This window comes from Streptomyces chrestomyceticus JCM 4735 (assembly GCF_003865135.1).
In the GTDB taxonomy this organism is placed as follows: Bacteria; Actinomycetota; Actinomycetes; order Streptomycetales; family Streptomycetaceae; genus Streptomyces; species Streptomyces chrestomyceticus.
In genome coordinates this window covers 6,641,513-6,662,571 of the sequence record NZ_BHZC01000001.1, presented here as the reverse complement: position 1 = coordinate 6,662,571, position 21,059 = coordinate 6,641,513, and the positions used below count along the sequence as shown (strand labels likewise).

Here is a 21,059-nt window from a genome sequence, read left to right as displayed (position 1 = left end):
GCGGCCGGTCGTCGACCGGCGGGCGGCGGGGCGTCCGAGTGCGGCTGCGCACCCACCGCAGCACCCACCACCGGCCCACCGCGGACCCACCGCAGCGACCTGACCCGAGAGGCACCGACCCGATGGCCACCACGGCTTCCCAGGCTCCCCTGGCTCCCAGGGCTTCCACGGCCCCCACCTTCGCCGCCCTGGCGCGCCGCGCCGCCGCGGCGCTGGCCGGCGCCGCCGTGCTGTGCGCGGCCGGTACCCCCGTGGCGGCCGCCGACTCCCCCGCGCCGGCCGCGCAGGCGTCGAAGCTGCCCGACGGGCTGTACGGCACCAAGGACCCGCAGTACGACGGCGTGTGGCGGCAGTCGCTCGCCCTCCTCGCACAGCGCACCGTCGGGGTGCGTCCGTCGGTGACGGGCGTCGACTGGCTCGCCGGGCAGCAGTGCTCCGACGGCGCCTTCAGCGCCTACCGCGCCGACCCGGCCAAGGCGTGCGACGACAAGACCATGCGGGACACCAACCAGACGAGCGCCGCGGTACAGGCGCTGGCCGCGCTCGGCGGGCACGACGACGCCGTACAGAAGGCCGTGAAGTGGCTGAAGTCGGTACAGAACGACGACGGCGGCTGGCCCTCGACGGGCGGCTCGCCCAGTGACGCCAACTCCACCTCCGTGGTGATCGGCGCGCTCAAGGCGGCGGGTGAGAAGCCGGAGTCCGTGCGGAAGGGCGGCAAGTCCCCGTACGACGCGCTGGTCACCTTCCAGCTCGGCTGCGACGCGAAGGAAGGGGAACGCGGCGCGTTCGCCTTCCAGCCCAAGGACGGCAAGCTGGCCCCGAACGCGGACGCCACGGCCGCCGCCGTGCTCGGCGGGCTGGGCGACGGCTTCGTGGTCGACCCGGCGGGCAAGGACGTCAACGAGCCGGTGAAGCCCCTGAAGTGTGACGGCGGGGCGGCGGACAAGGACGCGAAGCGGGACCCGAAGCAGGCCGCCGAGGGCGGCGCCGCCTACCTGGCCGCGGTGCTCGGCGCGAACGGCCAGCACCTGAAGTCCGCGATGCCCGGCGCCGAGGACCAGCCCGACGTCGGCAACACCGCCGACGCCGTGGTGGCCCTCGCCGCCGGGTCGCACGGGGCCGCCGCGCAGGCGCCGCTGAAGTGGCTGGAGAAGAACTCCGCGAACTGGGCCAAGGAGGCCGGCCCGGCCGCGTACGCGCAACTGGTGCTCGCCGCGCACGCCGCGGGCGCCGACCCGCGCTCCTTCGGCGGCGCCGACCTGGTCGCGCAGCTCAACGCCACCGGCCCCAAGCCGGCCGGCAGCTCCGCGCCGTCCGCCGCGCCCGAGAAGGACGCGCAGGACCAGGACGACCAGAACTCCGGCGTGTGGTGGATCTTCGGCATCGTGTTCGTGGCGAGCATCGGCGCCGGGTTCCTGCTCAGCGGCCGCCGGAAGAAGAGCGACGTCTGATGCGCCTGCCGCGGTCCCGCTCCGCCCGCCTCCTCGGCGCCCTGGCCCTGGCCGGTACGGTCACGGGCCTGGGCGCGGCGCCCGCCCAGGCGCAGGAGTACCGCTACTGGTCCTTCTGGGACGGGCCCGCCGCCGGCGCCCCGGCCTCCGGGGACGGCGGCTGGTCGTACGCGACCGAGGGGCCGGCCACCAGCCGCCCCCGGGACGGCGCCGTGGCGGGCTTCCGTTTCACCGTCAGCGCCGACTCGGCGGCGGCCGGCAAGCCGCGCCGGGCCGCGGACTTCGCCGCGATCTGCGGGCAGACGCCCGCGCAGGACGGCACCAAGCGCGTCGGCCTGGTCCTCGACTTCGGCACGAAGGCGGAGGCGGCGGCCGGGGAGAACCCGCCACCGGTCCGTACGGAGTGCGCCCGGCTGCCCGAGGACGGGACGGTCGGTGACGCGCTGGCGGCCGTCGCCAAGCCGCTGCGGTACGACGCGAACGCGCTGCTGTGCGCGATCGCCGGATATCCGAAGGCGGGGTGCGCGGACAAGGCTTCCGGTGCTGCTTCCGGTTCCGCTTCCGCCTCCGGCGTGCCGGACCCGGGTGCTTCCGACGGCGCGTCCGCCGCCGGGAAGCAGGCGGACGACGACGCTTCGGGCGGCCCCTCCGCCGGACTGATCGGTGGCCTCGCCGTCCTGGTCGTCCTGGGCGCGGCGGCCGGGTGGCAGGCTCGCCGCCGCCGCGGATGAGCGCCCGCGCCCTCGGCGTCCCCCGCGCCACCCGCTCCACCGCGCTGCACGCGGGCGCCTGGTGGCTGTGGGCGCTGGGCCTGGCCACCGCGGCGTCCCGGACGACCAACCCGCTGCTGCTGGGCCTGCTGATCGGCGTCGCCGGGTACGTCGTCGCGGCGCGCCGCACGGACGCGCCGTGGGCCCGCTCGTACGGCGCGTTCCTCAAACTCGGCCTGCTGGTGATCGTCATCCGGTTGGTCTTCGCGTTCTTCCTGGGCTCGCCCATCCCGGGCACGCACACCCTGGTGACACTGCCGGAAGTGCCGCTGCCCGAGTGGGCGCGCGGGGTGCGCATCGGCGGCCGGGTCACCGCCGAGGGCATGCTCTTCGCCTTCTACGACGGGCTGAAGCTGGGCACCCTGCTGATCTGCGTCGGCGCCGCGAACGCGCTCGCCAGCCCGGCACGCCTGCTGAAGTCCCTGCCGGGCGCCCTGTACGAGGCGGGCGTCGCGGTCGTCGTCGCGATGACCTTCGCACCCAACCTCGTCGCCGACGTACAGCGGCTGCGGGCGGCGCGCCGGCTGCGCGGCCGCCCGGACCGGGGCGTCAAGGCGCTGTTCCAGGTCGGGCTGCCGGTCCTGGAGGGCGCGCTGGAACGTTCGGTGTCGCTGGCGGCGGCGATGGACGCGCGCGGTTACGGCCGTACGGCGCAGGTGCCGCCCGCCGTACGGCACACCACCACCGCCCTCACCCTCGGCGGCCTGCTCGGCGTCTGCGCCGGTACGTACGGGCTGCTGGCCGACACCGGGGCCGCGTACGGCCTGCCGGTGCTGCTCGCCGGGCTCGCCGCGGCCCTCGCCGGACTGTGGCTGGGCGGCCGCCGGTCCGTACGCAGCCGCTACCGGCCCGACCGGTGGGGTGTGCGCGCCTGGCTGGTGTCGGGCTCCGGCATCGCGGTGGCCGCCCTGACGATCTGGGCGAACTCCTACGACCCGGCCGCCCTGCACCCGCCCGCCGTCCCGCTCACCGCGCCCGTCCTCCCGCTGTGGCCCGCGGCCGGTGTCCTGGTGGGGCTGCTCCCGGCGTTCGTCGCACCGCTGCCGCAGCGGGCGGCGGGGGCCGAGGTGGAGACGGAGCCGGGGCCGGGGTCGGGGTCAGGAGAGCCGGGTGCCGGGCGGGCACGGGTAAGGAAGTCTCCGGCGCAGGGCGCGCCGCACACGAAGGAGTCCCCTCAGTGATCCGCTTCGACCAGGTGTCGGTCACCTACGGGGACGCCGCGGAACCCGCCGTCCAGGGCATCGACCTGACCGTGCCCGAAGGCGAACTGTGCCTGCTCGTCGGCCCCTCCGGCGTCGGCAAGTCCACCGTGCTGAACGCCGTCTGCGGCCTCGTGCCGCACTTCACCGGCGGCACCCTGCGCGGCCGCGTCACCGTGGCCGGCCGGGACACCCGTACCCACAAGCCGCGCGAACTGGCCGACGTGGTCGGCACCGTCGGCCAGGACCCGCTCGCCCACTTCGTCACCGACACCGTCGAGGACGAACTCGCGTACGGCATGGAGTCGCTGGGCCTGGCCCCGGACGTCATGCGGCGCCGCGTCGAGGAGACCCTGGACCTCCTCGGCCTCGCCGACCTGCGCGACCGCGCCATCACCACGCTCTCCGGCGGGCAGCAGCAGCGCGTCGCCATCGGCTCGGTGCTCACCACCCACCCCAAGGTGCTGGTCCTGGACGAGCCGACCTCGGCCCTCGACCCGGCCGCCGCCGAGGAGGTGCTCGCCGTGCTGCAACGCCTGGTGCACGACCTCGGGACGACGGTCCTGCTGGCCGAGCACCGGCTGGAGCGCGTCGTCCAGTACGCCGACCAGGTCATCCTGCTGCCCGCGCCCGGCGCGCCCCCGGTCGTCGGCGCGCCCGCCGACATCATGGCCGTCTCCCCCGTCCACCCGCCGGTGGTGGCCCTGGGCCGGCTCGCCCACTGGTCACCGCTGCCGCTCTCGGTACGCGACGCCCGCCGCAAGGCGTCGTCGCTGCGCGAGCGGCTGGCCGGGGTGGAGCCGGGGGGAAACGGAGGGCTTCCCGGGGCGGCGGCCGTGACGGAGGCAGTGACGGAGGTGGGCGCCGGTCCCGGGACGTCCGGTCTCGACACCGGTGCCGGCACCGGCCCCGGCCCGGAGGTCGCCGGCTCCGCCCGTAAGCGCTTCGGGCGGTGGCGCCGCCGCGAGGACCGCCTCCGGGGCGGAGCGACGTCAGGGGCCGGGTCCGGTTCCGGGTCCGGTTCCGGGTCCGGGCAGGCGTCCGCATCCGGGTCCGCGTCCGCATCCGCGTCCGAGGGCTCCGGTGGCCCGCTCGCCGCCGAGACCGTCGGACTCTCCGTACGGCGCGGCCGGACCGACGCCCTGCACCGCGTCGGCCTGACCGTCCGCGCCGGCGAGACGATCGCCCTCATGGGCCGCAACGGCGCGGGCAAGTCCACCCTGCTCACCACCCTCGTCGGCATGCACGAGCCCGCCGCCGGCTCGGTGCGCGTCGGCGGCGCGGCTCCGCACCGCACCGCACCGCGCACGCTGCTGCGGCACGTCGGCCTCGTACCGCAGGAGCCGCGCGACCTCCTGTACGCGGACACCGTCGCCGCCGAGTGCGCCGCCGCCGACCACGACGCGGACGCCGCCCCCGGCACCTGCCGCGGCCTGGTCACCCGGCTGCTCCCGGACGTACAGGACGGCACCCACCCGCGCGACCTCTCCGAAGGCCAGCGGCTCGCCCTCGCGCTGGCCGTCGTCCTGACCGCCCGGCCGCCGCTGCTCCTGCTCGACGAGCCGACCCGCGGTCTGGACTACGCGGCCAAGGGCCGTCTCGTGGAGCTGCTGCGCGGGCTGGCCGCCGAGGGGCACGCGATCGTCCTGGCCACCCACGACGTCGAACTGGCCGCCGAGCTGGCCCACCGGGTCGTCATCCTCGCGGACGGCGAGATCGTCGCGGACGGCCCGACCGCCGAGGTCGTCGTCTCCTCGCCCGCCTTCGCCCCGCAGGTCTCCAAGGTGCTGGCGCCGCTGCCGTGGCTCACCGTGCCCCAGGTCGCCCACGCCCTGGAGGCCACGGCATGACCCGTACGCTCCCCGCTCCGCCGGACCGGCAGGCACGCGCGGTACGGCTGGGCCCGCGCGCCGTTGCCGCGCTCGTCCTGATCTCCGCCATCGGCGTGATGGCCTTCGGCTGGCCCCTGCTGGCCGGCTCCGCCTCCGGCCTCGCGCACTCCAAGGACGCGCCGTGGCTGTTCGCGGCCCTGCTGCCGCTGCTGCTCGCCGTCGTCGTGGCCACGATCGCCGACACCTCGGCGTCCTCGGCGACGGGCGGCGCGCCCGGCCTCGACGCGAAGGCCATCGCCATGCTCGGCGTCCTGGCCGCCGCGGGCGCGGCGATGCGGCCGCTGGGCGCGGGCACCGCCGGCATCGAGCCGATGTTCTTCCTGATGGTGCTGTCCGGGCGGGTACTGGGGCCGGGCTTCGGGTTCGTGCTCGGTTCGGTGTCGATGTTCGCCTCCGCGCTGCTGACCGGCGGGGTGGGGCCGTGGCTGCCGTTCCAGATGCTGTCGATGGGGTGGGTGGCGATGGGCGCGGGCCTGCTGCCGGGCCCGGACCGGCTGCGCGGCCGCCGCGAAATCGTCATGATCGCGGTGTACGGCGGGGTCTCCGCCGTCCTGTACGGCCTGGTCATGAACCTCCAGGGCTGGCCCTACATCGGCGGCCTGGCCACCGGCGTCTCCTTCGTGCCGGGCGACCCGCTGCCCGAGAACCTGGCGCGCTTCGTCGCCTACTGCCTGGCGACCTCGCTGGGCTGGGACCTGCCCCGGGCCGCGGTCACGGTGATCCTCACCCTCACCCTCGGCCCCACCCTCCTCAAGGCCCTGCGCCGCGCCACCCGCCGCGCGGCCTTCGACGCCCCGGCGACGTTCGACCGCCCGGAACCGACACCCCCGAAGCCGGAGCAGCAGCAAGGGGTGAAGGGACTCTGAGCCAGGGCCGACAGTAAGGCCCAATGCCCAATATGGGCCCTTACCCTCACCCACCCCCGTGTGACCCCACCCACAGGACTTCCGCCCCCGTACGACCCCCTTTCGTAGACCCTCCCCTCCCGTCGATCCGCTCCGCCGCGGGCCGGAACGGGTGGGACCTTTCACCTCGCGTGCGAGATCCACTAGTACGTCCGGGTATTGCCAACCCCGCCGACCACTTCCCAGGGTGGATGTCGTCGCCGAGCGCAGCGTGCTTCTTCCCCCCTGGCCGCAGCCTCGGCGGCGCCCCTTGCACCCGTCGGAAGGTTCCCCTCCCGTGAGCGTCACCTCGTCCACGATCACCAGCCGTCTCGCCGCCCGCAAGAAGGCCGTCGTCGCCGCCGGCGCCGTCGCCCTGGGCGCCTCGGCCGTCGCCTTCGGCGCCACGCCGGCCCAGGCCGCCGCCCCCGCGCAGGCACCGTCCTCCGCGAGCGCGAGCGACGCCAAGGCCGCGGCGCACAAGCTGATCCCGGACCAGGCCCAGTACCAGTGCTTCAGCAACATCGTCGAGCGCGAGAGCGGCTGGGACCCGACCGCCACCAACCCGTCCAGCGGCGCCTACGGCCTGGTGCAGGCACAGCCGGGCTCGAAGATGGCCTCCGCGGGCGCGGACTGGAAGACCAATCCGGAGACCCAGATCAAGTGGGGCCTGGACTACATGAACTCCACCTACGGCAGCCCCTGCGACGCCTGGAAGTTCTGGCAGTCCCACAACTGGTACTGAGCAGCCCGCGACAGCCGGCCTCCCCTGAAGCGACCGACGCCACCGGCGTCGGTCGCTTTCTGTTGAACGTACGGATGATGGTCACTTAGCGTTCGGCGCATGACAGAGCGACGTGCGGTTCTCAGCGGTTCGGCCTTCGAGGAGCAGATCGGCTACGCCCGTGCCGTGGTGGACGGCGACTGGGTGCATGTGTCCGGGACGACCGGGTTCGACTACACGACCATGACGATCTCCGATGACGTGGTGCAGCAGGCCGAGCAGTGCCTGCGCAACATCGAGGCCGCGCTGACCGAGGCCGGGTGCGGCTTCGCCGACGTGGTGCGGGTGCGCTACCTCCTGCCCGACCGCGCGGACTTCGAGCCTTGCTGGCCGGTCCTGCGGCGCTGTTTCGGCGAGGTCCGGCCGGCCGCCACGATGATGGTGTGCGGTCTCGCCGATCCCCGGATGAAGATCGAGATAGAGGTGTACGCCCGGCGGGTCACGACGTGACGAGGCGATGAGGTGACGAGGGCGTCGGGGCGCGCCCCGGTCCCGGTCAGCGCCCGGTCGCCCCGTCCATTCGCTCGCGCAGCAGGTCGGCATGGCCGTTGTGCCGGGCGTACTCCGCTATCAGGTCGACCATGATGCGGCGCAGCGAGACCGGATCACCCGACGCCGCGTGGATGCCCGTCGCGTCCAGGGACGGCGCGCCGGCCACGATGCGGCGGGAGTGCTCGCACTGCTCCCGCCAGACGGCCAGGGCTTCCTCCGGGTCGCCGGCCAGGTCGTCGAAATCCTGGTCGGGGTCCTCGTCGGAGTAGTGGAGCATCGGGGTCCGTTCGCCCGCGAACTGGAGGTGGAACCACCACCGCTCCACCCCGGCGAGATGCCGCATCAGGCCGTGCAGGCTCATGCTCGACGGCGGCACCGTCCGCTCCGAGAGCCGCTCGGCGGGCACCCCCGAGCACTTCAGCTCGAAGGTGGCGCGGTGCCACTCCAGATAGCTGGTGAGGATCTCCCGCTCGTCCCCCACCAGCGGCGGGCGCTGCCGCGCGCCGCCCTCGTCCGCCCACAGCGGTGCGTAATTCCCCGGCGGCACCGGCGGCGGCCACACGCCCCGAGCCCCTGATCCAACCCCGGCCTCAACCCCTGATTCGGTCATGAGGCGAGTGTGACAGGGACCACTGACAACGCCCCTTGTCCTCCGCTCCTCACAGCCGCTGAAGGATCGTCCCCGTCGCCAGCCCCCGCCCGCACACATCGTGACCAGCGCGAACTCCTTGCCCGTCCGCTCCAGTTCGTGCAGCGCCGTGGTGATCAGGCGGGCGCCCGTGGCGCCGACCGGGTGGCCCAGGGCGATGGCGCCGCCGTTCACGTTGACCTTCTCCAGGTCCTGGTCGAAGACCCGCGCCCAGGACAGGACGACCGACGCGAACGCCTCGTTGATCTCCACCAGGTCGATGTCCTTGAGCGACATCCCGGCCCTGCCCAGCACGGCCCGCGTCGCGTCGATGGGCCCGTCGAGGTGGTAGTGGGGGTCGGCGCCGACCAGCGCCTGGGCGACGATACGGGCCCGTGGCTTGAGTTTGAGCGCGCGGGCCATCCGCTTGGACGCCCACATCACCGCGCTCGCGCCGTCCGAGATCTGTGCGCAGTTGCCCGCCGTGTGCACGGCGGTCGGCATGACCGGTTTGAGCCCGCCGAGCGCCTCCATGCTCGTGTCGCGCAGCCCTTCGTCGCGGTCCACGAGCCGCCACATGCCCTGCCCGGCGGCCTGTTCGTCCTCCGTGGTCGGCACCTGCACGGCGAACGTCTCGCGCTTGAAGCGTTCCTCGGCCCAGGCCGCCGCGGCCCGCTCCTGCGAGCGCAGGCCGAGCGCGTCGACGTCCTCGCGGGTCAGCCCCCGGTTGCGGGCGATGCGTTCGGCCGCCTCGAACTGGTTGGGCAGGTCCACGTTCCACTCGTCGGGCCAGGGTTTGCCGGGGCCGTGCTTGGAGCCGCTGCCCAGCGGCACCCGGGACATCGCCTCCACGCCGCACCCGATGCCGATGTCGATGACGCCGCCCGCGACCATGTTGGCGACCATGTGGTTGGCCTGCTGGGACGAGCCGCACTGGCAGTCCACGGTGGTGGCGGCCGTCTCGTACGGCAGGCCCATCGTCAGCCAGGCGGTGCGGGCCGGGTTCATGGACTGCTCGCCGGCGTGGGTGACCGTGCCGCCGACGATCTGTTCCACGCAGTCCGGCTGGATGCCGGTGCGGTCGAGCAGTTCCCGGTAGGTCTCGCCGAGGAGGTAGGCGGGGTGGAGGTTGGCGAGCGCGCCGCCGCGCTTGCCGATCGGGGTGCGTACGGCTTCCACGATGACGGGTTCCGCGGCCATGACTGACTCGTCCTCTCCTCACGTCCCGCAGGACGTCCCGGCACCCCCGACGACGGAACTGGTACGCGTTCTAGTTCCCCGGCCAGTCTCTTTGAGCCGCGGGCGGGGGCGCAAGGGTGCTGCACGGGCCTTCCCCTCGAACGGCCGCGCGGGGACGGCACTTGACGCCCCGCGCCCCTTGCCACTTATAGAACTCGTTACTACCTTCACCGCCATGAGCTGACGGCCCGTCAGGACCGCCGGTCGGCATCCGCACGACGGCGGGCCGCCAGGACCCCCGACCGGCACCGGGCCGGACCAGAGCTGGAGTCGCCGAGATGCCATGCCCCGCGCTGCCCGACGGGTTCGACTTCACCGACCCCGACGTCTACCACCGCCGCGTGCCGCTGCCCGAGTTCGCCGAGCTGCGGCGCACCGCGCCCGTATGGTGGAACGCCCAGCCGCACGGCATCGCCGGCTTCGGCGACGACGGCTACTGGGTGGTGACCCGGCACGAGGACGTCCGGGAGGTCTCCACCCGGCCGGAGGTCTTCTCGGCGAGCCTGAACACCTCGATCATCCGCTTCAACGCGGCCATGACCCGCGACAAGATCGACGTCCAGAAGCTGATCATGCTGAACATGGACCCGCCGGAGCACACCCGGGTCCGGCAGATCGTCCAGCGCGGCTTCACGCCCCGCGCGATCCGCGCCCTCGAAGGGGCCCTGCGCGACCGCGCGCGGACCATCGTCGCCGCGGCCCGCGGCAAGGAGTCCGGCGACTTCGTCACCGACATCGCCTGCGAACTGCCGCTCCAGGCCATCGCCGAGCTGATCGGCGTCCCCCAGGACGACCGGTCCCGGATCTTCGACTGGTCGAACAAGATGATCGCGTACGACGACCCCGAGCTGGCCATCACCGAGGAGGTCGGCAGCACCGCGGCGGCCGAGCTGATCTCGTACGCGATGAACCTGGCCGCGGCCCGCAAGGAGTGCCCGGCACAGGACATCGTCAGCCGGCTGGTCGCGGCGGAGGACGAGGGCAACCTCGCGTCCGACGAGTTCGGGTTCTTCGTCCTCCTGCTGGCCGTCGCGGGCAACGAGACGACCCGCAACGCGATCACCCACGGGATGCACGCGTTCCTGACCCACCCCGACCAGTGGGAGCTGTACAAACGGGAACGGCCCGGCACCGCCGCCGAGGAGATCGTGCGCTGGGCGACGCCCGTCGTCTCCTTCCAGCGCACCGCCACCCAGGACACCACCCTGGGCGGCGTACGGATCGGGAAGGGGCAGCGCGTCGGCCTCTTCTACGCCTCCGCCAACCACGACCCGGAGGTCTTCGAGAGCCCCGGGACGTTCGACATCACCCGCGACCCCAACCCCCACCTGGGGTTCGGCGGGGGCGGCCCGCACTTCTGCCTCGGCAAGTCGCTCGCCGTCCTGGAGATCGACCTGATCTTCCAGGCCATCGCCGACACCGTGCCGGACATCACCCTCGCGGGCGACCCGCGCCGGCTGCGGTCGGCCTGGCTCAACGGGGTGAAGGAGCTGCGGGTCCGGTACGCGTAGGGCGTGCGCGTACGCGAAGACGCGGCGGAGCCGGGCGGTACGGCGGTGCCGCCGGGCGACGCGCCGCCGCGGCTCTTTTGCGTCTCCTGTGGTTCCTTCGGTCCTCAACCTTGCCAACGGCTACTGGCAGACTTACATTCAACTCGCCAGTAACACCGGCCAGTTCTTCACACCCTCCACCTGATCGCCACATGCTTGCCGTTTCCTGGCCCGGTGCCCAGCACGTCCCCCCACAACTCTCGGCTGCGCGATCCACCGCACTTCGAAGGGGACCACTCTCATGAAGGACGCACACGGCAGACACGTCACGGGACGGGTGAGCTGGCGCAAGTTCGCCGTGCTGTCCGTCCCGGCCTTCGCCGGGACAGCGGCACTGGCCATCGCCCTGGCCAACGGCGCGCTGGCGGCCTCGTTCGCCGTATCGGGACAGCAGTTCAAGGTGAGCGCCTCCTCCCTCAACGGCGAGGGCTTCGCCCAGTACGGCGGCGTCGACCAGAACGCGCGCGGCGAACTGCTGCCGGTGGCCGTGACCGCCATCAAGAAGGCCGACCTGCACAACCTGTGCCAGTCGGTCGTCACCACCCTGCCGGTCATCGGCGACATCTCGCTCAACCTCACCGCGGGCGGCGGCAAGACGCCGGTCAAGGCGACCGACCTCTTCGTCGACGCCACCCAGCTCTCCGGCAACGCAAACTTCAACAACATCGAGATCGGCCGGGACGCCTCCACCCTCGACAAGGGACCGGCGACCGCCCAGGGCATGCAGGACCTGTTCGCCCAGCAGGCCGACGACATCGACATCACCGACCTCAAGCAGACGGCCTGGGCCACCAACGCCGCGACGTTCCGGCTGTCCGGCCTGAGCATGAAGATCTCCAAGGGCAAGAAGGAATGCTTCTGACCGGGCAGGGCTCCTGGCGGCGCGGGCGTACGGCCTGGCGGCGCTGGCGCAAGGGCCGCCCCTTCTGGGGCGGGCTGGCGGCCGTCGTCGCCGGTGCGGAGATCTGCGCCATCCCGCTGGCACCGCTGAAGATCATGCTCCAGCAGGGCATCGCCGGGATCCCGTCCGTCCTGATGGGCCTGGTGATGATCCTGATGGGCCTGTCCGCATGGTTCGCGCCGTACTACCGGGGCCTGGCCGGCATCCTCACCGTCCTGGTCGCCACCGCCGCGCTGGTGATCTCCAACCTCGGCGGGTTCCTGTTCGGCACGATCGTCGGCATCCTCGGCGGCGGCATGATCTTCGCCTGGCAGCCACGCCCGCTGCCGGAGCCCGAGCCGGGGCCGCAGGCGGATGCGGGACCGCAGGCGGATGCGGGACCGCAGGCGGATGCGGGCCGTCCGGCAGCGAGCCGTCCGCACCGTCCCGCACCCAGCCGCAGAGCTGACCGGGCCGCGCGGCAGGACCGCGTAGTCCGTGCACTCCGACGCCCCTGTACGGGTACGGCGGCGCCCCCGTACCCGTACGGCGCCGCCCTCGCCCCCGTAAGACCGCACCTCCGTACCCGTACGACGGTGTCCGCCACGGTCCCACCGGGCCGCCGGGCCCCGTCCCACGCGTACGGCGGGCCCGCACACCCCCCTGACCCGCAGGTGTTCGCAGGCACCTGCGTCGCCCCACCAACACCGCTCGCAGAAGGAGAACCGCGATGACGCACAGACCCGCACGCTCTCGCGCACACCACTCCGTCGCACGGCGGCCGCGCGCCCTGCTCGCCGCCGGTACGGGCATCCTCGCGACCGCGTCCCTCACCCTGGCCCTGACCGGCTCGGCCACCGCCCAGCCCACCGGGGCGCCCGTCATCCCCGGCGCGACCACCGTCACCCCGGCCGGGCACTCCTACGCCGCCACCCTCAGCGGCAAGGCCACCTTCAAGGCCGGTTCGGTGACGGTGACCTGCACCGTCTCCAACGCCACCGGCCAGGTCCCGCAGGCCCCGGCCAACTCCAACGCCTCCGGCCCGGTCAGCAACGGCATCTCGGCGCCCAGCTACACCTCGTGCACCACCAGCATGCCGGGCGTCAGCGCCACCATCCAGACGTCCGGGGCCTGGGGCGTCACCATGCAGAACGGCGCGCCGAGCACCGCCGGGCTGACCATCCCGACCGGCGGTTTCGTCCTCAGGACCAGCGGTCTGGCCAGTTGTACGGTGACGGCCGCCCCCACCGGCGCGGCGACGGTGACCGGTGCCTGGGCGAACGGCGCGCCGTCCACCCTCACCTTCACCAACGCCTCGGTGCCGGTGACGGTCGTCGGCGGCTTCGGCTGCCCGACCAGCGCCACGACGTCGACCTTCAACGCCACGTACAAGGTGGCCGACACCACCGACCCGGCGTCGCAGATCACCGTCACCGGCTGACGGCCGGCTCCGGCTGACGGCCGGGAGGCGTCCGCCGGCCGCCCCCTCAGCCGCGGACGCCCCCGGTCGTCGTCAGTCCGTCGCCCTCACCCGCCGATGAGGGCGACGGCAGCCGTCACCGCGCCGGTCACCAGCACCCCCGCCGCGACGAGCAGGCCCGTCACCAGGCGGCGGCGCAGCACCCGGTACACGCCCTCGTACTCGGCGCGGAGTTCTCCGCTGCGGGCGGCGATGCGCCGCAGGTAGGCGCGGGAGAATTCCAGTTGGTCGGCCTGGTACTGCCGCTCGACCTCCTCCTGCTGCGCGCGGGTCAGCCACGGCAGCCGGGCGCTGAATTCGCGGGCGCGAGTGCGGGCGCGGTCCTTCTCCGCCTCCCAGAGGAGATATCCCTCGATCTCGTTGACGGCCTCGGCCGTGCTCATCGGCGTGCCGCCGCTCATACCAGCACCTCGCGTTCCTTTTCACGGTCCAGGCCGGGCGCGCCGACTTCGGGGTGGTGCAGGTCGAATGCCGGGGATTCGGAGCGGATGCGCGGCAGGGAGGTGAAGTTGTGCCGCGGCGGCGGGCAGGAGGTGGCCCACTCCAGTGAACGTCCCCAGCCCCACGGGTCGTCTTCGGTGACCTTTTCCCCGTACTTCGCGGTCTTCCAGACGTTGTAGAGGAACGGCAGCAGCGACAGGCCGAGCAGGAACGAGGCGATCGTCGAGACGGTGTTGAGCGTCGTGAAGCCGTCGGCGGCCAGGTAGTCGGGGATACGGCGCAGCATGCCCTCGGCGCCCAGCCAGTGCTGGACGAGGAAGGTGCCGTGGAAGCCGATGAACAGCGTCCAGAAGGTGATTTTCCCGAGGCGCTCGTCCAGCATCTTGCCGGTGAACTTCGGCCACCAGAAGTGGAAGCCGGCGAACATCGCGAAGACGACGGTGCCGAAGATGACGTAGTGGAAGTGGGCGACCACGAAGTACGAGTCCGTCACGTGGAAGTCCATCGGGGGCGAGGCCAGGATGACGCCGGTCAGCCCGCCGAAGGTGAAGGTGATCAGGAAGCCGACGGCCCAGAGCATCGGTGTCTCGAAGGAGAGGCTGCCCTTCCACATCGTGCCGATCCAGTTGAAGAACTTCACCCCGGTCGGCACCGCGATCAGGAATGTCATGAAGGAGAAGAACGGCAGTAGCACGCCGCCCGTCGCGTACATGTGGTGCGCCCAGACGGTGACCGAAAGGCCCGCGATCGAGATCGTCGCCGCGATCAGACCGATGTAACCGAACATCGGCTTCCGGGAGAAGACCGGAATGACCTCGGAGATGATGCCGAAGAACGGCAGCGCGATGATGTACACCTCGGGGTGGCCGAAGAACCAGAAGAGGTGCTGCCACAGCAGCGCGCCGCCGTTGGCCGCGTCGAAGACGTGCGCGCCGAATTTTCGGTCCGCCTCCAGCGCGAAGAGGGCCGCGGCCAGCACGGGGAAAGCGAGCAGGACCAGTACGCCGGTCAGCAGAACGTTCCACGTGAAGATGGGCATGCGGAACATCGTCATGCCGGGGGCGCGCATACAGATGATGGTGGTGATGAAATTGACCGCGCCCAGGATCGTGCCGAAGCCGGAGAGGGCCAGGCCCATGATCCACATGTCGCCGCCGATGCCCGGGGAATGCACGGAGTCGGAGAGCGGCGCATAGGCGAACCAGCCGAAGTCGGCGGCGCCCTGCGGCGTGAGGAATCCGCCCACCGCGATCAGTGAGCCGAAGAGGTACAGCCAGTACGCGAACATGTTCAGCCGGGGAAAGGCGACATCCGGGGCGCCGATCTGCAGCGGCATGATCCAGTTCGCGAAACCGGAGAACAGCGGCGTCGCGAACATCAGCAGCATGATCGTGCCGTGCATCGTGAACGCCTGGTTGAACTGCTCGTTCGACAGGATCTGATGGCCCGGCCTGGCCAGCTCGGCGCGCATCAGCAGGGCCAGCAGGCCGCCGACGCAGAAGAACGCGAACGAGGTGATCAGGTACAGGGTGCCGATGGTCTTGTGGTCGGTGGTCGTCAGCCACTTCACGGGGGACTTCATGCACCGTAGGTGTCCGGGGCCGCCGGAAACTTCACCGCGGCGGGGTGTGAAGATCGCAGGCGTGCCGGACACCAACAGATCATGAGCAAGGACGCAGCCGCCGGGGACGGCCCCGACGAGGACTTCGGCGCGGACCCCGGCCGGGACCTGGACGAAGCCTTCGCCGCCGCCTACCGCGCGCACTACTGGGCGGTCAGCCGCTTCGTCGCCCGCCGGCTGGACAGCGGGCAGGAGGACGACGTCGAGGAGGTGGTGGCGGAGGTCTTCTCCATAGCCTGGCGGCGGCGCGCCGAGCTGCCGCCGTCCCCGCTGCCCTGGCTGTACGGCGTGGCCCGCAACTGCCTGTCGAACACGGTGCGCGGCTTCGGCCGCTACCGGCGCCTGCTGCACCGCCTCGGCAATCACGAGGCCGCGCACCGCCGCCAGACCGTGGACAGCCCCGACTCGGAGCGGCCGGGCTCCTGGGTGCACGAGGCGCTGGAACGTCTCTCCCCCGCCGACCAGGAAGTGCTGCGCCTGACGGCCTGGGAGGAACTGACCCTCCAGGAACTGTCCGTCACCCTCGACTGCAGCCAGAGCGCGGCGGCCATGCGACTGCACCGGGCACGCAACCGGCTCCGTACGCAGATAGACCGCCTCCGGCCGAAGGGAGCGCCGGAGCCAGGACCCGACCCGGGTCCCGTCACTCCCCCGCCGCGCCCGCGCGCGCACCGCACACCCGCACGCCGTACGCCCGCACGCCCCCTTTGCCCGCACCCGCGGTGCCGACCCGAGCCGGAGGCCGCAGCCTTGACTGACGAACTGGAGCTGCTGCGGCAGGCCGATCCCGTACGGTCCGACGAGGGCCCCTGGCGCGACCGCCCGCTCACCGCGCGCGCCGAACACCGGCTGGCCGCGCTGACGAGCGCCGACGCGCCGTCTTCCACGCCGGCGCGCACCCCTGAACGCGCCGCCCGTCTCCCCCGCGCTCCCCGACCGCGCCGTACCCGCCGCCTGCTCATCGGCGCCACCGCCGCCTCGGCCGCCGCGATCGCGGCCCTCACCCTCACCTTCTCCGGCGTCGGCACGGCACCGGCGGCGGCCTCCCCCACCGCGCTCGTCGTGCAGCCCGACGCCCCGGCCCTGCCACTGGACGAGGTCGCGCGCCGGGCGGAGGCGTACGCCCGCGCCCTGCACGACGCCCCCGAGCCGCACCGGGGCAGCCACCTCCAGAGCTGGTACCTCAGCATGGAGACGGGCCCCGACGCCCAGCCGCCGGTCACCATCCCCGAGGAGCGCATCACCCGCTGGAACCCGGACGGCAGCGGCTCCGAACTCGTCGTCGCCACCGACCCCCGGCACCCCGGCCGCCCGGTGATCAACGACGCCGACGGCACGTGGCGCACCGTCAACGACGGCAAGGTCCTGCACCGCAAGACGTACCCGCCGGGCACCCGCCTGGACGACCCGGCCACCGGCGACGGCACGCTGCCCGCGCGCCCGCCCGCCGATCCGGACGAACTGCGCTCCTACCTGTCCACCTTCTACAGCGGCGCCGGCACCGAGACACAGCCGATGCTGATGGCCCTCTCCTCCTTCCTCCAGGAGTGGACCCCGGGCCCGCGCGAGTCGGCGGCGCTGGTCCGGATGCTCTCCCGGACCAAGGACCTCCGCCCGGCCGGCCAGGTCATCGACCGTCTCGGGCGGCGCGGCCAGGCGTACGCGTACCGGGGCACGGACGCGTCGGGAGGGTCGATGGACGGCACCCTGCAACTGGTCATCCTCGACGCGGAGACCGGTCGGATCCTCGGTATGGAGACGACGCTGACGAAGGACCTTCCCGACTTCAGGATCAAGGCGGGTGACGTGCTGTCGTACGAGGCGTGGATGCCGTGAGGTGCGGGCGGGCCGCCGGCCGGTGTCTCTCGGGCGACCCCGCACCCGTCCGCCGGGCCCGCCCCGCCCGCTCAGCGACCTCGACGACCTCAGTGACCAAGCCGCTCCAGAGCCTGCTGCGGGTACCGCGCGCCCGCCACGGCGTCGTCGGGCACCGCCGCGCGCAGCCGGGCGGCCTGCTCCGCCGTGAGGACCAGGTCCGCCGCGGCGGCGTTCTCGGCGACGTAACGCGCCCGTTTCGTCCCGGGAATCGGCACGATGTCCTCACCCTGCGCCAGCAGCCAGGCGAGCGCCGCGCGCGCCGGCGGCACCTCCAGCTCGTCGGCCACCCGGCGCACCGCGCGCACGAGCTCCAGATTGCGTTCGATGTTCTCGGCGGAGAACCGCGGCCAGCGGCGCCGGTTGTCGTCCTCGCCCAGCTCCTCGCGCGAGGCGAGCGCCCCCGCGAGCATCCCGCGCCCGAGGGGCGAGTACGCCACCACGGTCACGCCCAGTTCGCGGCAGGTGGCGAGCAGTTCGCCCTCGACCACGCCCCGGGTGAACAGCGAGTACTCGACCTGGACCGCGCTGACGGGATGCACGGCGTGCGCCGTGCGCAGCGTCTGCGGGCTGACCTCCGAGAGGCCCAGGTGGCGCACCTTGCCCGCCGCGACCAGCTCGGCCATCGCGCCGACGGTCTCCTCGACCGGTACGGCGGGGTCGCGGCGGTGCGCGTAGTAGAGGTCGATGTACTCGACGCCGAGCCTGCGCAGCGAGGCGTCGCAGGCGACCGGTACGTACCCGGGCGACGTGTCCACCGTGTCGACCCGCCCGGTCGCCGGGTCGTGCCGCAGCCCGAACTTCGTCGCGAGGACGACGTCCTCCCGCGCGCTCCGGCCGCGCAGCCAGTCGCCGACGAACTCCTCGTTCGCCCCGCGCCCGTACGCGTCGGCCGTGTCGAGGAACGTCACCCCCAGCTCCGCGGCCCGGTCGAGCGCCCGCCGCGCCTCCGCCGGATCGGCGGGCCCGTACGCGACGGACATCCCCATGCACCCGAGCCCCACGGCCGACACCGCGGCCCCGCCCGGCCCACCGAGCCGTCGATACCTCATGGCGTTCCTCCATCACTCGCCGGGTCTGCTCCGCCGAGTGGCAGGGTACGGCCGGATGGCTGATGCTGGATGGGCGCGACGATCCCGCGGCGCGGCAGCCCCACGCTGCCGCGCCGCTCGCGTCGGGCGCCCGGCATCCGGTGCCCGGCGCCCGAGTACGTCAGGCCAGGGGGACGTTGACGCAGGCCAGGCGGGCACCCGCGGTCCCCGCTTGGCCGGGTTCGGTGTGTGTCTTGTGCTCGTGGACGACCACCGAGCGGGCCTGTCCGTGGCGGACGTGCCAGTTGACCCTGGCCACCGAGGAACCGTCGCCGTCCGCGTCCGTCGTCAGGTCGAGCCACACCTCGTTGCGCGGGTTGGCGTAGGCGGGGTCGGTGGAGGGCTGCACCGGGTCGGGCACGTTCTGGTAGTGCGGGCCGGAGTCGGCCGGTTTGGGCCCGCAGGGCTTGGTGTGGACATGAGCGCCGTACGTACGGTCCGGGAGCAGGCCCGCCAGGTGCAGGCCGACGACCGTACGGGCGTCCTTGCCGGAGCCGTACCGCTTCTCCACGACCGTGACCCGGCTGCCCTCGGGCACCAGGGCCGGGTCGTGGGTGACGGCCTCGCCCGTCGGCGACGCGGTGAAGTGGGCACGGACGGTCACGCTGGTGCCCTGCACTCCCATGGATGGCGCGGCGGCCGGCGCCAGCGCCAGTGATGCGGTCAGCACTGCCGTAGCGATAGACATGCGACGCACCCTCGCGTCCCGGCGCGCCCGCCGGAACCGGGTATTCGGTCAGGCGGGGTGTACGGGGACGTTATGGAAGAGGTGTGAGGGAAGGGTTGCGGAGGCATCCGCGGGGCACACGGGAGGCGGGTTCGAGGAGGTCCTGAAGGGGGCCGGGTGAACCCCGGAAAAATTGTCGGACCTGGCCCGCATACATCCGCCCGGAGTGGGCAGGGTCAGGTTCGTGCCGTGCATATCCGGCGCACACCAGGGCAATTCGGTTGCGGTGATCCTGGCGAGATGGATCACATTCATAAAGGCCGGATAAGGCCCCTCGGGGCGCTTCCTTCCCTGCCAGGAGCAGGGATCCACGCTGTTGCGCCGTCAATCGCTCACTGTCCGTGATGAGCCGCTCTGCCCCTATGGTCGACCTTTGCCCGTCACGCCATGGCGGGCCCGACCCGCCTGGTGCGGGTGTTCCATGCAGTCGTCCCAGAGAGCGCAGGCGAGCGAGCACGTGCCGACGCAGTCACCCGTCGCACCGCGGACCCGTACCGGTGGTCCCGTAACCGATCCGGCCGGGCCGGAGAAACCGGAGAACCGGGGGCAGGGCAGCGACGACATCACCGTCGTCGATCCGTCCATGGTCAAGCGGGCCGTCTCGGCAGCCGCTGTCGGCAATGCGATGGAGTGGTTCGACTTCGGCGTCTACAGCTACATCGCGGTCACGCTCGGACAGGTCTTCTTCCCGTCCGGCAACCCGACCGCGCAGTTGCTGTCGACGTTCGGCACCTTCGCCGCGGCCTTCCTCGTCCGCCCCATCGGCGGCATGGTCTTCGGGCCGCTCGGTGACCGTATCGGCCGCCAGAAGATCCTCGCCATCACCATGATCATGATGTCGGCGGGCACCTTCGCGATCGGCCTGATCCCCTCGTACGCCTCCATCGGCGTCGGAGCACCGATCCTCCTGCTGGTCGCCCGGCTGATCCAGGGCTTCTCGACCGGCGGCGAGTACGGCGGCGCCTCCACCTTCATCGCCGAGTACGCGCCCGACAAGAAGCGCGGCTTCATGGGCAGTTGGCTGGAGTTCGGCACCCTCGCCGGTTACGTCGGCGGCGCCGGCCTGGTCACGCTGCTGACCTACCTCTTCCGCCACGACCACGACGCCCTGCTCTCCTGGGGCTGGCGCATCCCGTTCCTGGTCGCGGGCCCGATGGGCATCATCGGCCTCTACCTGCGGATGCGGCTGGAGGAGACCCCCGCCTTCGCGCAGTTGGAGAAGGAGGCGCGGTCCAAGGAGAAGGAGCGCCGGGAGGCCGAGAAGAAGATCGGCCTGCGCGAGATGATCTTCGGTCAGTGGCGCCCGATGCTGCTCTGCGTCGGCCTGGTCCTGGTCTTCAACGTCACCGACTACATGCTGCTGTCGTACATGCCCAGCTACCTCACCTCGGAGCTGAAGTACGACGAGACGCACGGACTGCTGGTCGTGCTGGCCGTCATGGTCGTGATGATGTGCGTGCAGCCCTTCGCGGGCCGGCTCACCGACCGCTTCGGACGCCGTCCGGTCATCGCGACCGGCTGTGTCGGCTTCCTGGTGCTGTCCGTGCCGTCGCTGCTGCTGATCCGGCAGGGTTCGCTGGCCGGCATCGCGCTGGGCATGGCCGTCCTCGGCCTGCTGCTGGTGTGCTTCACGTCCACCATGCCGTCCACGCTGCCCGCGCTGTTCCCGACGAAGGTGCGCTACGGCTCGCTGTCCATCGGCTTCAACGTCTCGGTCTCCATCTTCGGCGGTACGACTCCGCTGGTGGTGACCGCGCTGATCGGCGCCACGGGCAACAACATGATGCCGGCGTTCTACATGATGGCCGCCGCCGTGGTCGGCGGGATCGCGGTCCTGCTGATGTCGGAGAGCGCGTGCAAGCCGCTGCCGGGGTCGCCCCCCGCCGTCGAGACGGAGTCGGAGGCGCGCGCGCTGCGCCGGGCCGCCGGTGCGGGTGCCAAGGCCGCTTCGGGCAAGCGACGGGTGACAGCGGAGTCGCCTGCCTGATACGGCCGGTGGCGCGAGCCTCCGCCCCGTAACGCTCACAGCGCCTGTGCGCGAGGACGAGACCC

General features: G+C 72.5%; 18 protein-coding genes and 1 pseudogene. 13 read left to right on the top strand and 6 right to left on the bottom strand.

Translation table 11 applies throughout. From position 1 onward, the window contains the following. The first annotated feature begins 122 nt into the window (after positions 1 to 122). The 7 genes from EJG53_RS29175 (at position 123) to EJG53_RS29145 (ending at position 7,433) form a co-directional block, all read left to right on the top strand. Positions 123 to 1,454 (top strand): prenyltransferase/squalene oxidase repeat-containing protein, encoded by a 1,332-nt coding sequence (locus EJG53_RS29175; RefSeq protein WP_125047386.1) that lies wholly within the window; start codon positions 123 to 125, stop codon positions 1,452 to 1,454. After that, positions 1,454 to 2,185 carry an EGFR-like transmembrane domain-containing protein gene (locus EJG53_RS44000; RefSeq protein ID WP_125047385.1) on the top strand — a complete coding sequence of 244 codons (732 nt, stop codon included), beginning with the start codon at positions 1,454 to 1,456 and terminating at the stop codon, positions 2,183 to 2,185. The genes EJG53_RS29175 and EJG53_RS44000 overlap by 1 nt, the downstream gene beginning before the upstream one ends. Then, a complete protein-coding gene (locus tag EJG53_RS29165) occupies positions 2,182 to 3,405 on the top strand; it encodes an energy-coupling factor transporter transmembrane component T (RefSeq protein WP_244955689.1) in 1,224 nt (407 codons plus the stop codon). The genes EJG53_RS44000 and EJG53_RS29165 overlap by 4 nt, the downstream gene beginning before the upstream one ends. After that, positions 3,402 to 5,273 carry an ABC transporter ATP-binding protein gene (locus tag EJG53_RS29160; protein ID WP_125047383.1) on the top strand — a complete coding sequence of 624 codons (1,872 nt, stop codon included), beginning with the start codon at positions 3,402 to 3,404 and terminating at the stop codon, positions 5,271 to 5,273. The genes EJG53_RS29165 and EJG53_RS29160 overlap by 4 nt, the downstream gene beginning before the upstream one ends. Further along, positions 5,270 to 6,181, top strand: coding sequence for an ECF transporter S component (locus tag EJG53_RS29155; protein WP_125047382.1), 912 nt, complete (start codon positions 5,270 to 5,272; stop codon positions 6,179 to 6,181). The genes EJG53_RS29160 and EJG53_RS29155 overlap by 4 nt, the downstream gene beginning before the upstream one ends. 316 nt (positions 6,182 to 6,497) lie before the next feature. Continuing rightward, the gene (locus tag EJG53_RS29150; protein ID WP_125047381.1) at positions 6,498 to 6,944 is read left to right on the top strand and encodes an aggregation-promoting factor C-terminal-like domain-containing protein; all 447 of its coding nucleotides are present in this window, start codon (positions 6,498 to 6,500) and stop codon (positions 6,942 to 6,944) included. Between the two features lie 99 nt (positions 6,945 to 7,043). Beyond that, positions 7,044 to 7,433, top strand: coding sequence for a RidA family protein (locus EJG53_RS29145; protein ID WP_125047380.1), 390 nt, complete (start codon positions 7,044 to 7,046; stop codon positions 7,431 to 7,433). A 46-nt stretch (positions 7,434 to 7,479) separates the two neighbouring features. On the opposite strand, the gene EJG53_RS29140 is transcribed toward EJG53_RS29145, so the two are convergent. Continuing rightward, positions 7,480 to 8,085: a DinB family protein gene (locus EJG53_RS29140; RefSeq protein ID WP_125047379.1), complete on the bottom strand. Its 606-nt coding sequence runs from the start codon at positions 8,083 to 8,085 to the stop codon at positions 7,480 to 7,482. A gap of 49 nt (positions 8,086 to 8,134) precedes the next feature. Continuing rightward, a pseudogene (locus EJG53_RS29135) lies at positions 8,135 to 9,303 on the bottom strand (steroid 3-ketoacyl-CoA thiolase). A gap of 317 nt (positions 9,304 to 9,620) precedes the next feature. Between EJG53_RS29135 and EJG53_RS29130 the strand changes: the two are divergent. From EJG53_RS29130 to EJG53_RS29115, 4 genes are all read left to right on the top strand, one after another. Further along, positions 9,621 to 10,853: a cytochrome P450 gene (locus EJG53_RS29130; RefSeq protein ID WP_125047378.1), complete on the top strand. Its 1,233-nt coding sequence runs from the start codon at positions 9,621 to 9,623 to the stop codon at positions 10,851 to 10,853. Between the two features lie 280 nt (positions 10,854 to 11,133). Next, entirely contained in the window at positions 11,134 to 11,754 is a 621-nt protein-coding gene (locus EJG53_RS29125) for a DUF6230 family protein (RefSeq protein WP_125047377.1), read from the top strand. Then, entirely contained in the window at positions 11,745 to 12,506 is a 762-nt protein-coding gene (locus tag EJG53_RS42830; protein WP_244955390.1) for a DUF6114 domain-containing protein, read from the top strand. Before EJG53_RS29125 ends, EJG53_RS42830 begins: the two co-directional genes overlap by 10 nt. After that, complete coding sequence (locus tag EJG53_RS29115; protein ID WP_125047376.1) at positions 12,503 to 13,213, top strand: hypothetical protein; 711 nt, start codon at positions 12,503 to 12,505, stop codon at positions 13,211 to 13,213. The genes EJG53_RS42830 and EJG53_RS29115 overlap by 4 nt, the downstream gene beginning before the upstream one ends. A gap of 86 nt (positions 13,214 to 13,299) precedes the next feature. Here the strand turns inward: EJG53_RS29115 and EJG53_RS29110 are convergent, their stop codons facing one another. After that, complete coding sequence (locus EJG53_RS29110) at positions 13,300 to 13,653, bottom strand: hypothetical protein (protein WP_125047375.1); 354 nt, start codon at positions 13,651 to 13,653, stop codon at positions 13,300 to 13,302. Next, the gene (ctaD, locus tag EJG53_RS29105) at positions 13,650 to 15,275 is read right to left on the bottom strand and encodes an aa3-type cytochrome oxidase subunit I (protein WP_125047374.1); all 1,626 of its coding nucleotides are present in this window, start codon (positions 15,273 to 15,275) and stop codon (positions 13,650 to 13,652) included. The genes EJG53_RS29110 and ctaD overlap by 4 nt, the downstream gene beginning before the upstream one ends. 81 nt (positions 15,276 to 15,356) lie before the next feature. Here ctaD and EJG53_RS43685 point away from each other — a divergent pair, with 81 nt between their 5' ends. Continuing rightward, entirely contained in the window at positions 15,357 to 17,150 is a 1,794-nt protein-coding gene (locus EJG53_RS43685; protein WP_307721701.1) for a CU044_5270 family protein, read from the top strand. A gap of 89 nt (positions 17,151 to 17,239) precedes the next feature. Here EJG53_RS43685 and EJG53_RS29090 read toward each other — a convergent pair whose 3' ends face one another. Together EJG53_RS29090 and EJG53_RS29085 are read right to left on the bottom strand one after the other, a co-directional pair. Further along, positions 17,240 to 18,241: an aldo/keto reductase gene (locus EJG53_RS29090; protein ID WP_125047373.1), complete on the bottom strand. Its 1,002-nt coding sequence runs from the start codon at positions 18,239 to 18,241 to the stop codon at positions 17,240 to 17,242. Between the two features lie 160 nt (positions 18,242 to 18,401). After that, the gene (locus tag EJG53_RS29085) at positions 18,402 to 18,968 is read right to left on the bottom strand and encodes a superoxide dismutase family protein (protein WP_167515184.1); all 567 of its coding nucleotides are present in this window, start codon (positions 18,966 to 18,968) and stop codon (positions 18,402 to 18,404) included. A gap of 460 nt (positions 18,969 to 19,428) precedes the next feature. Here EJG53_RS29085 and proP point away from each other — a divergent pair, with 460 nt between their 5' ends. Further along, positions 19,429 to 20,994, top strand: a complete 1,566-nt coding sequence (gene proP, locus EJG53_RS29080) for a glycine betaine/L-proline transporter ProP (protein WP_241267717.1) — start codon at positions 19,429 to 19,431, stop codon at positions 20,992 to 20,994. Positions 20,995 to 21,059 lie beyond the last annotated feature (65 nt).

What these genes read in the sequence shown, in the direction of transcription:
- EJG53_RS29175 (WP_125047386.1), top strand. Translation starts at nt 123, where the DNA reads ATGGCCACCACGGCTTCCCAGGCTCCCCTGGCTCCCAGGGCTTCCACG.
- EJG53_RS29145 (WP_125047380.1), top strand. Translation starts at nt 7,044, where the DNA reads ATGACAGAGCGACGTGCGGTTCTCAGCGGTTCGGCCTTCGAGGAGCAG.
- EJG53_RS29110 (WP_125047375.1), bottom strand. Translation starts at nt 13,653, where the DNA reads ATGAGCGGCGGCACGCCGATGAGCACGGCCGAGGCCGTCAACGAGATC.
- EJG53_RS29140 (WP_125047379.1), bottom strand. Translation starts at nt 8,085, where the DNA reads ATGACCGAATCAGGGGTTGAGGCCGGGGTTGGATCAGGGGCTCGGGGC.
- EJG53_RS42830 (WP_244955390.1), top strand. Translation starts at nt 11,745, where the DNA reads ATGCTTCTGACCGGGCAGGGCTCCTGGCGGCGCGGGCGTACGGCCTGG.
- EJG53_RS29130 (WP_125047378.1), top strand. Translation starts at nt 9,621, where the DNA reads ATGCCATGCCCCGCGCTGCCCGACGGGTTCGACTTCACCGACCCCGAC.
- EJG53_RS29125 (WP_125047377.1), top strand. Translation starts at nt 11,134, where the DNA reads ATGAAGGACGCACACGGCAGACACGTCACGGGACGGGTGAGCTGGCGC.
- EJG53_RS29090 (WP_125047373.1), bottom strand. Translation starts at nt 18,241, where the DNA reads ATGAGGTATCGACGGCTCGGTGGGCCGGGCGGGGCCGCGGTGTCGGCC.
- EJG53_RS43685 (WP_307721701.1), top strand. Translation starts at nt 15,357, where the DNA reads ATGAGCAAGGACGCAGCCGCCGGGGACGGCCCCGACGAGGACTTCGGC.
- EJG53_RS44000 (WP_125047385.1), top strand. Translation starts at nt 1,454, where the DNA reads ATGCGCCTGCCGCGGTCCCGCTCCGCCCGCCTCCTCGGCGCCCTGGCC.
- proP (WP_241267717.1), top strand. Translation starts at nt 19,429, where the DNA reads ATGCAGTCGTCCCAGAGAGCGCAGGCGAGCGAGCACGTGCCGACGCAG.
- EJG53_RS29165 (WP_244955689.1), top strand. Translation starts at nt 2,182, where the DNA reads ATGAGCGCCCGCGCCCTCGGCGTCCCCCGCGCCACCCGCTCCACCGCG.
- EJG53_RS29085 (WP_167515184.1), bottom strand. Translation starts at nt 18,968, where the DNA reads ATGTCTATCGCTACGGCAGTGCTGACCGCATCACTGGCGCTGGCGCCG.
- EJG53_RS29155 (WP_125047382.1), top strand. Translation starts at nt 5,270, where the DNA reads ATGACCCGTACGCTCCCCGCTCCGCCGGACCGGCAGGCACGCGCGGTA.
- ctaD (WP_125047374.1), bottom strand. Translation starts at nt 15,275, where the DNA reads ATGAAGTCCCCCGTGAAGTGGCTGACGACCACCGACCACAAGACCATC.
- EJG53_RS29115 (WP_125047376.1), top strand. Translation starts at nt 12,503, where the DNA reads ATGACGCACAGACCCGCACGCTCTCGCGCACACCACTCCGTCGCACGG.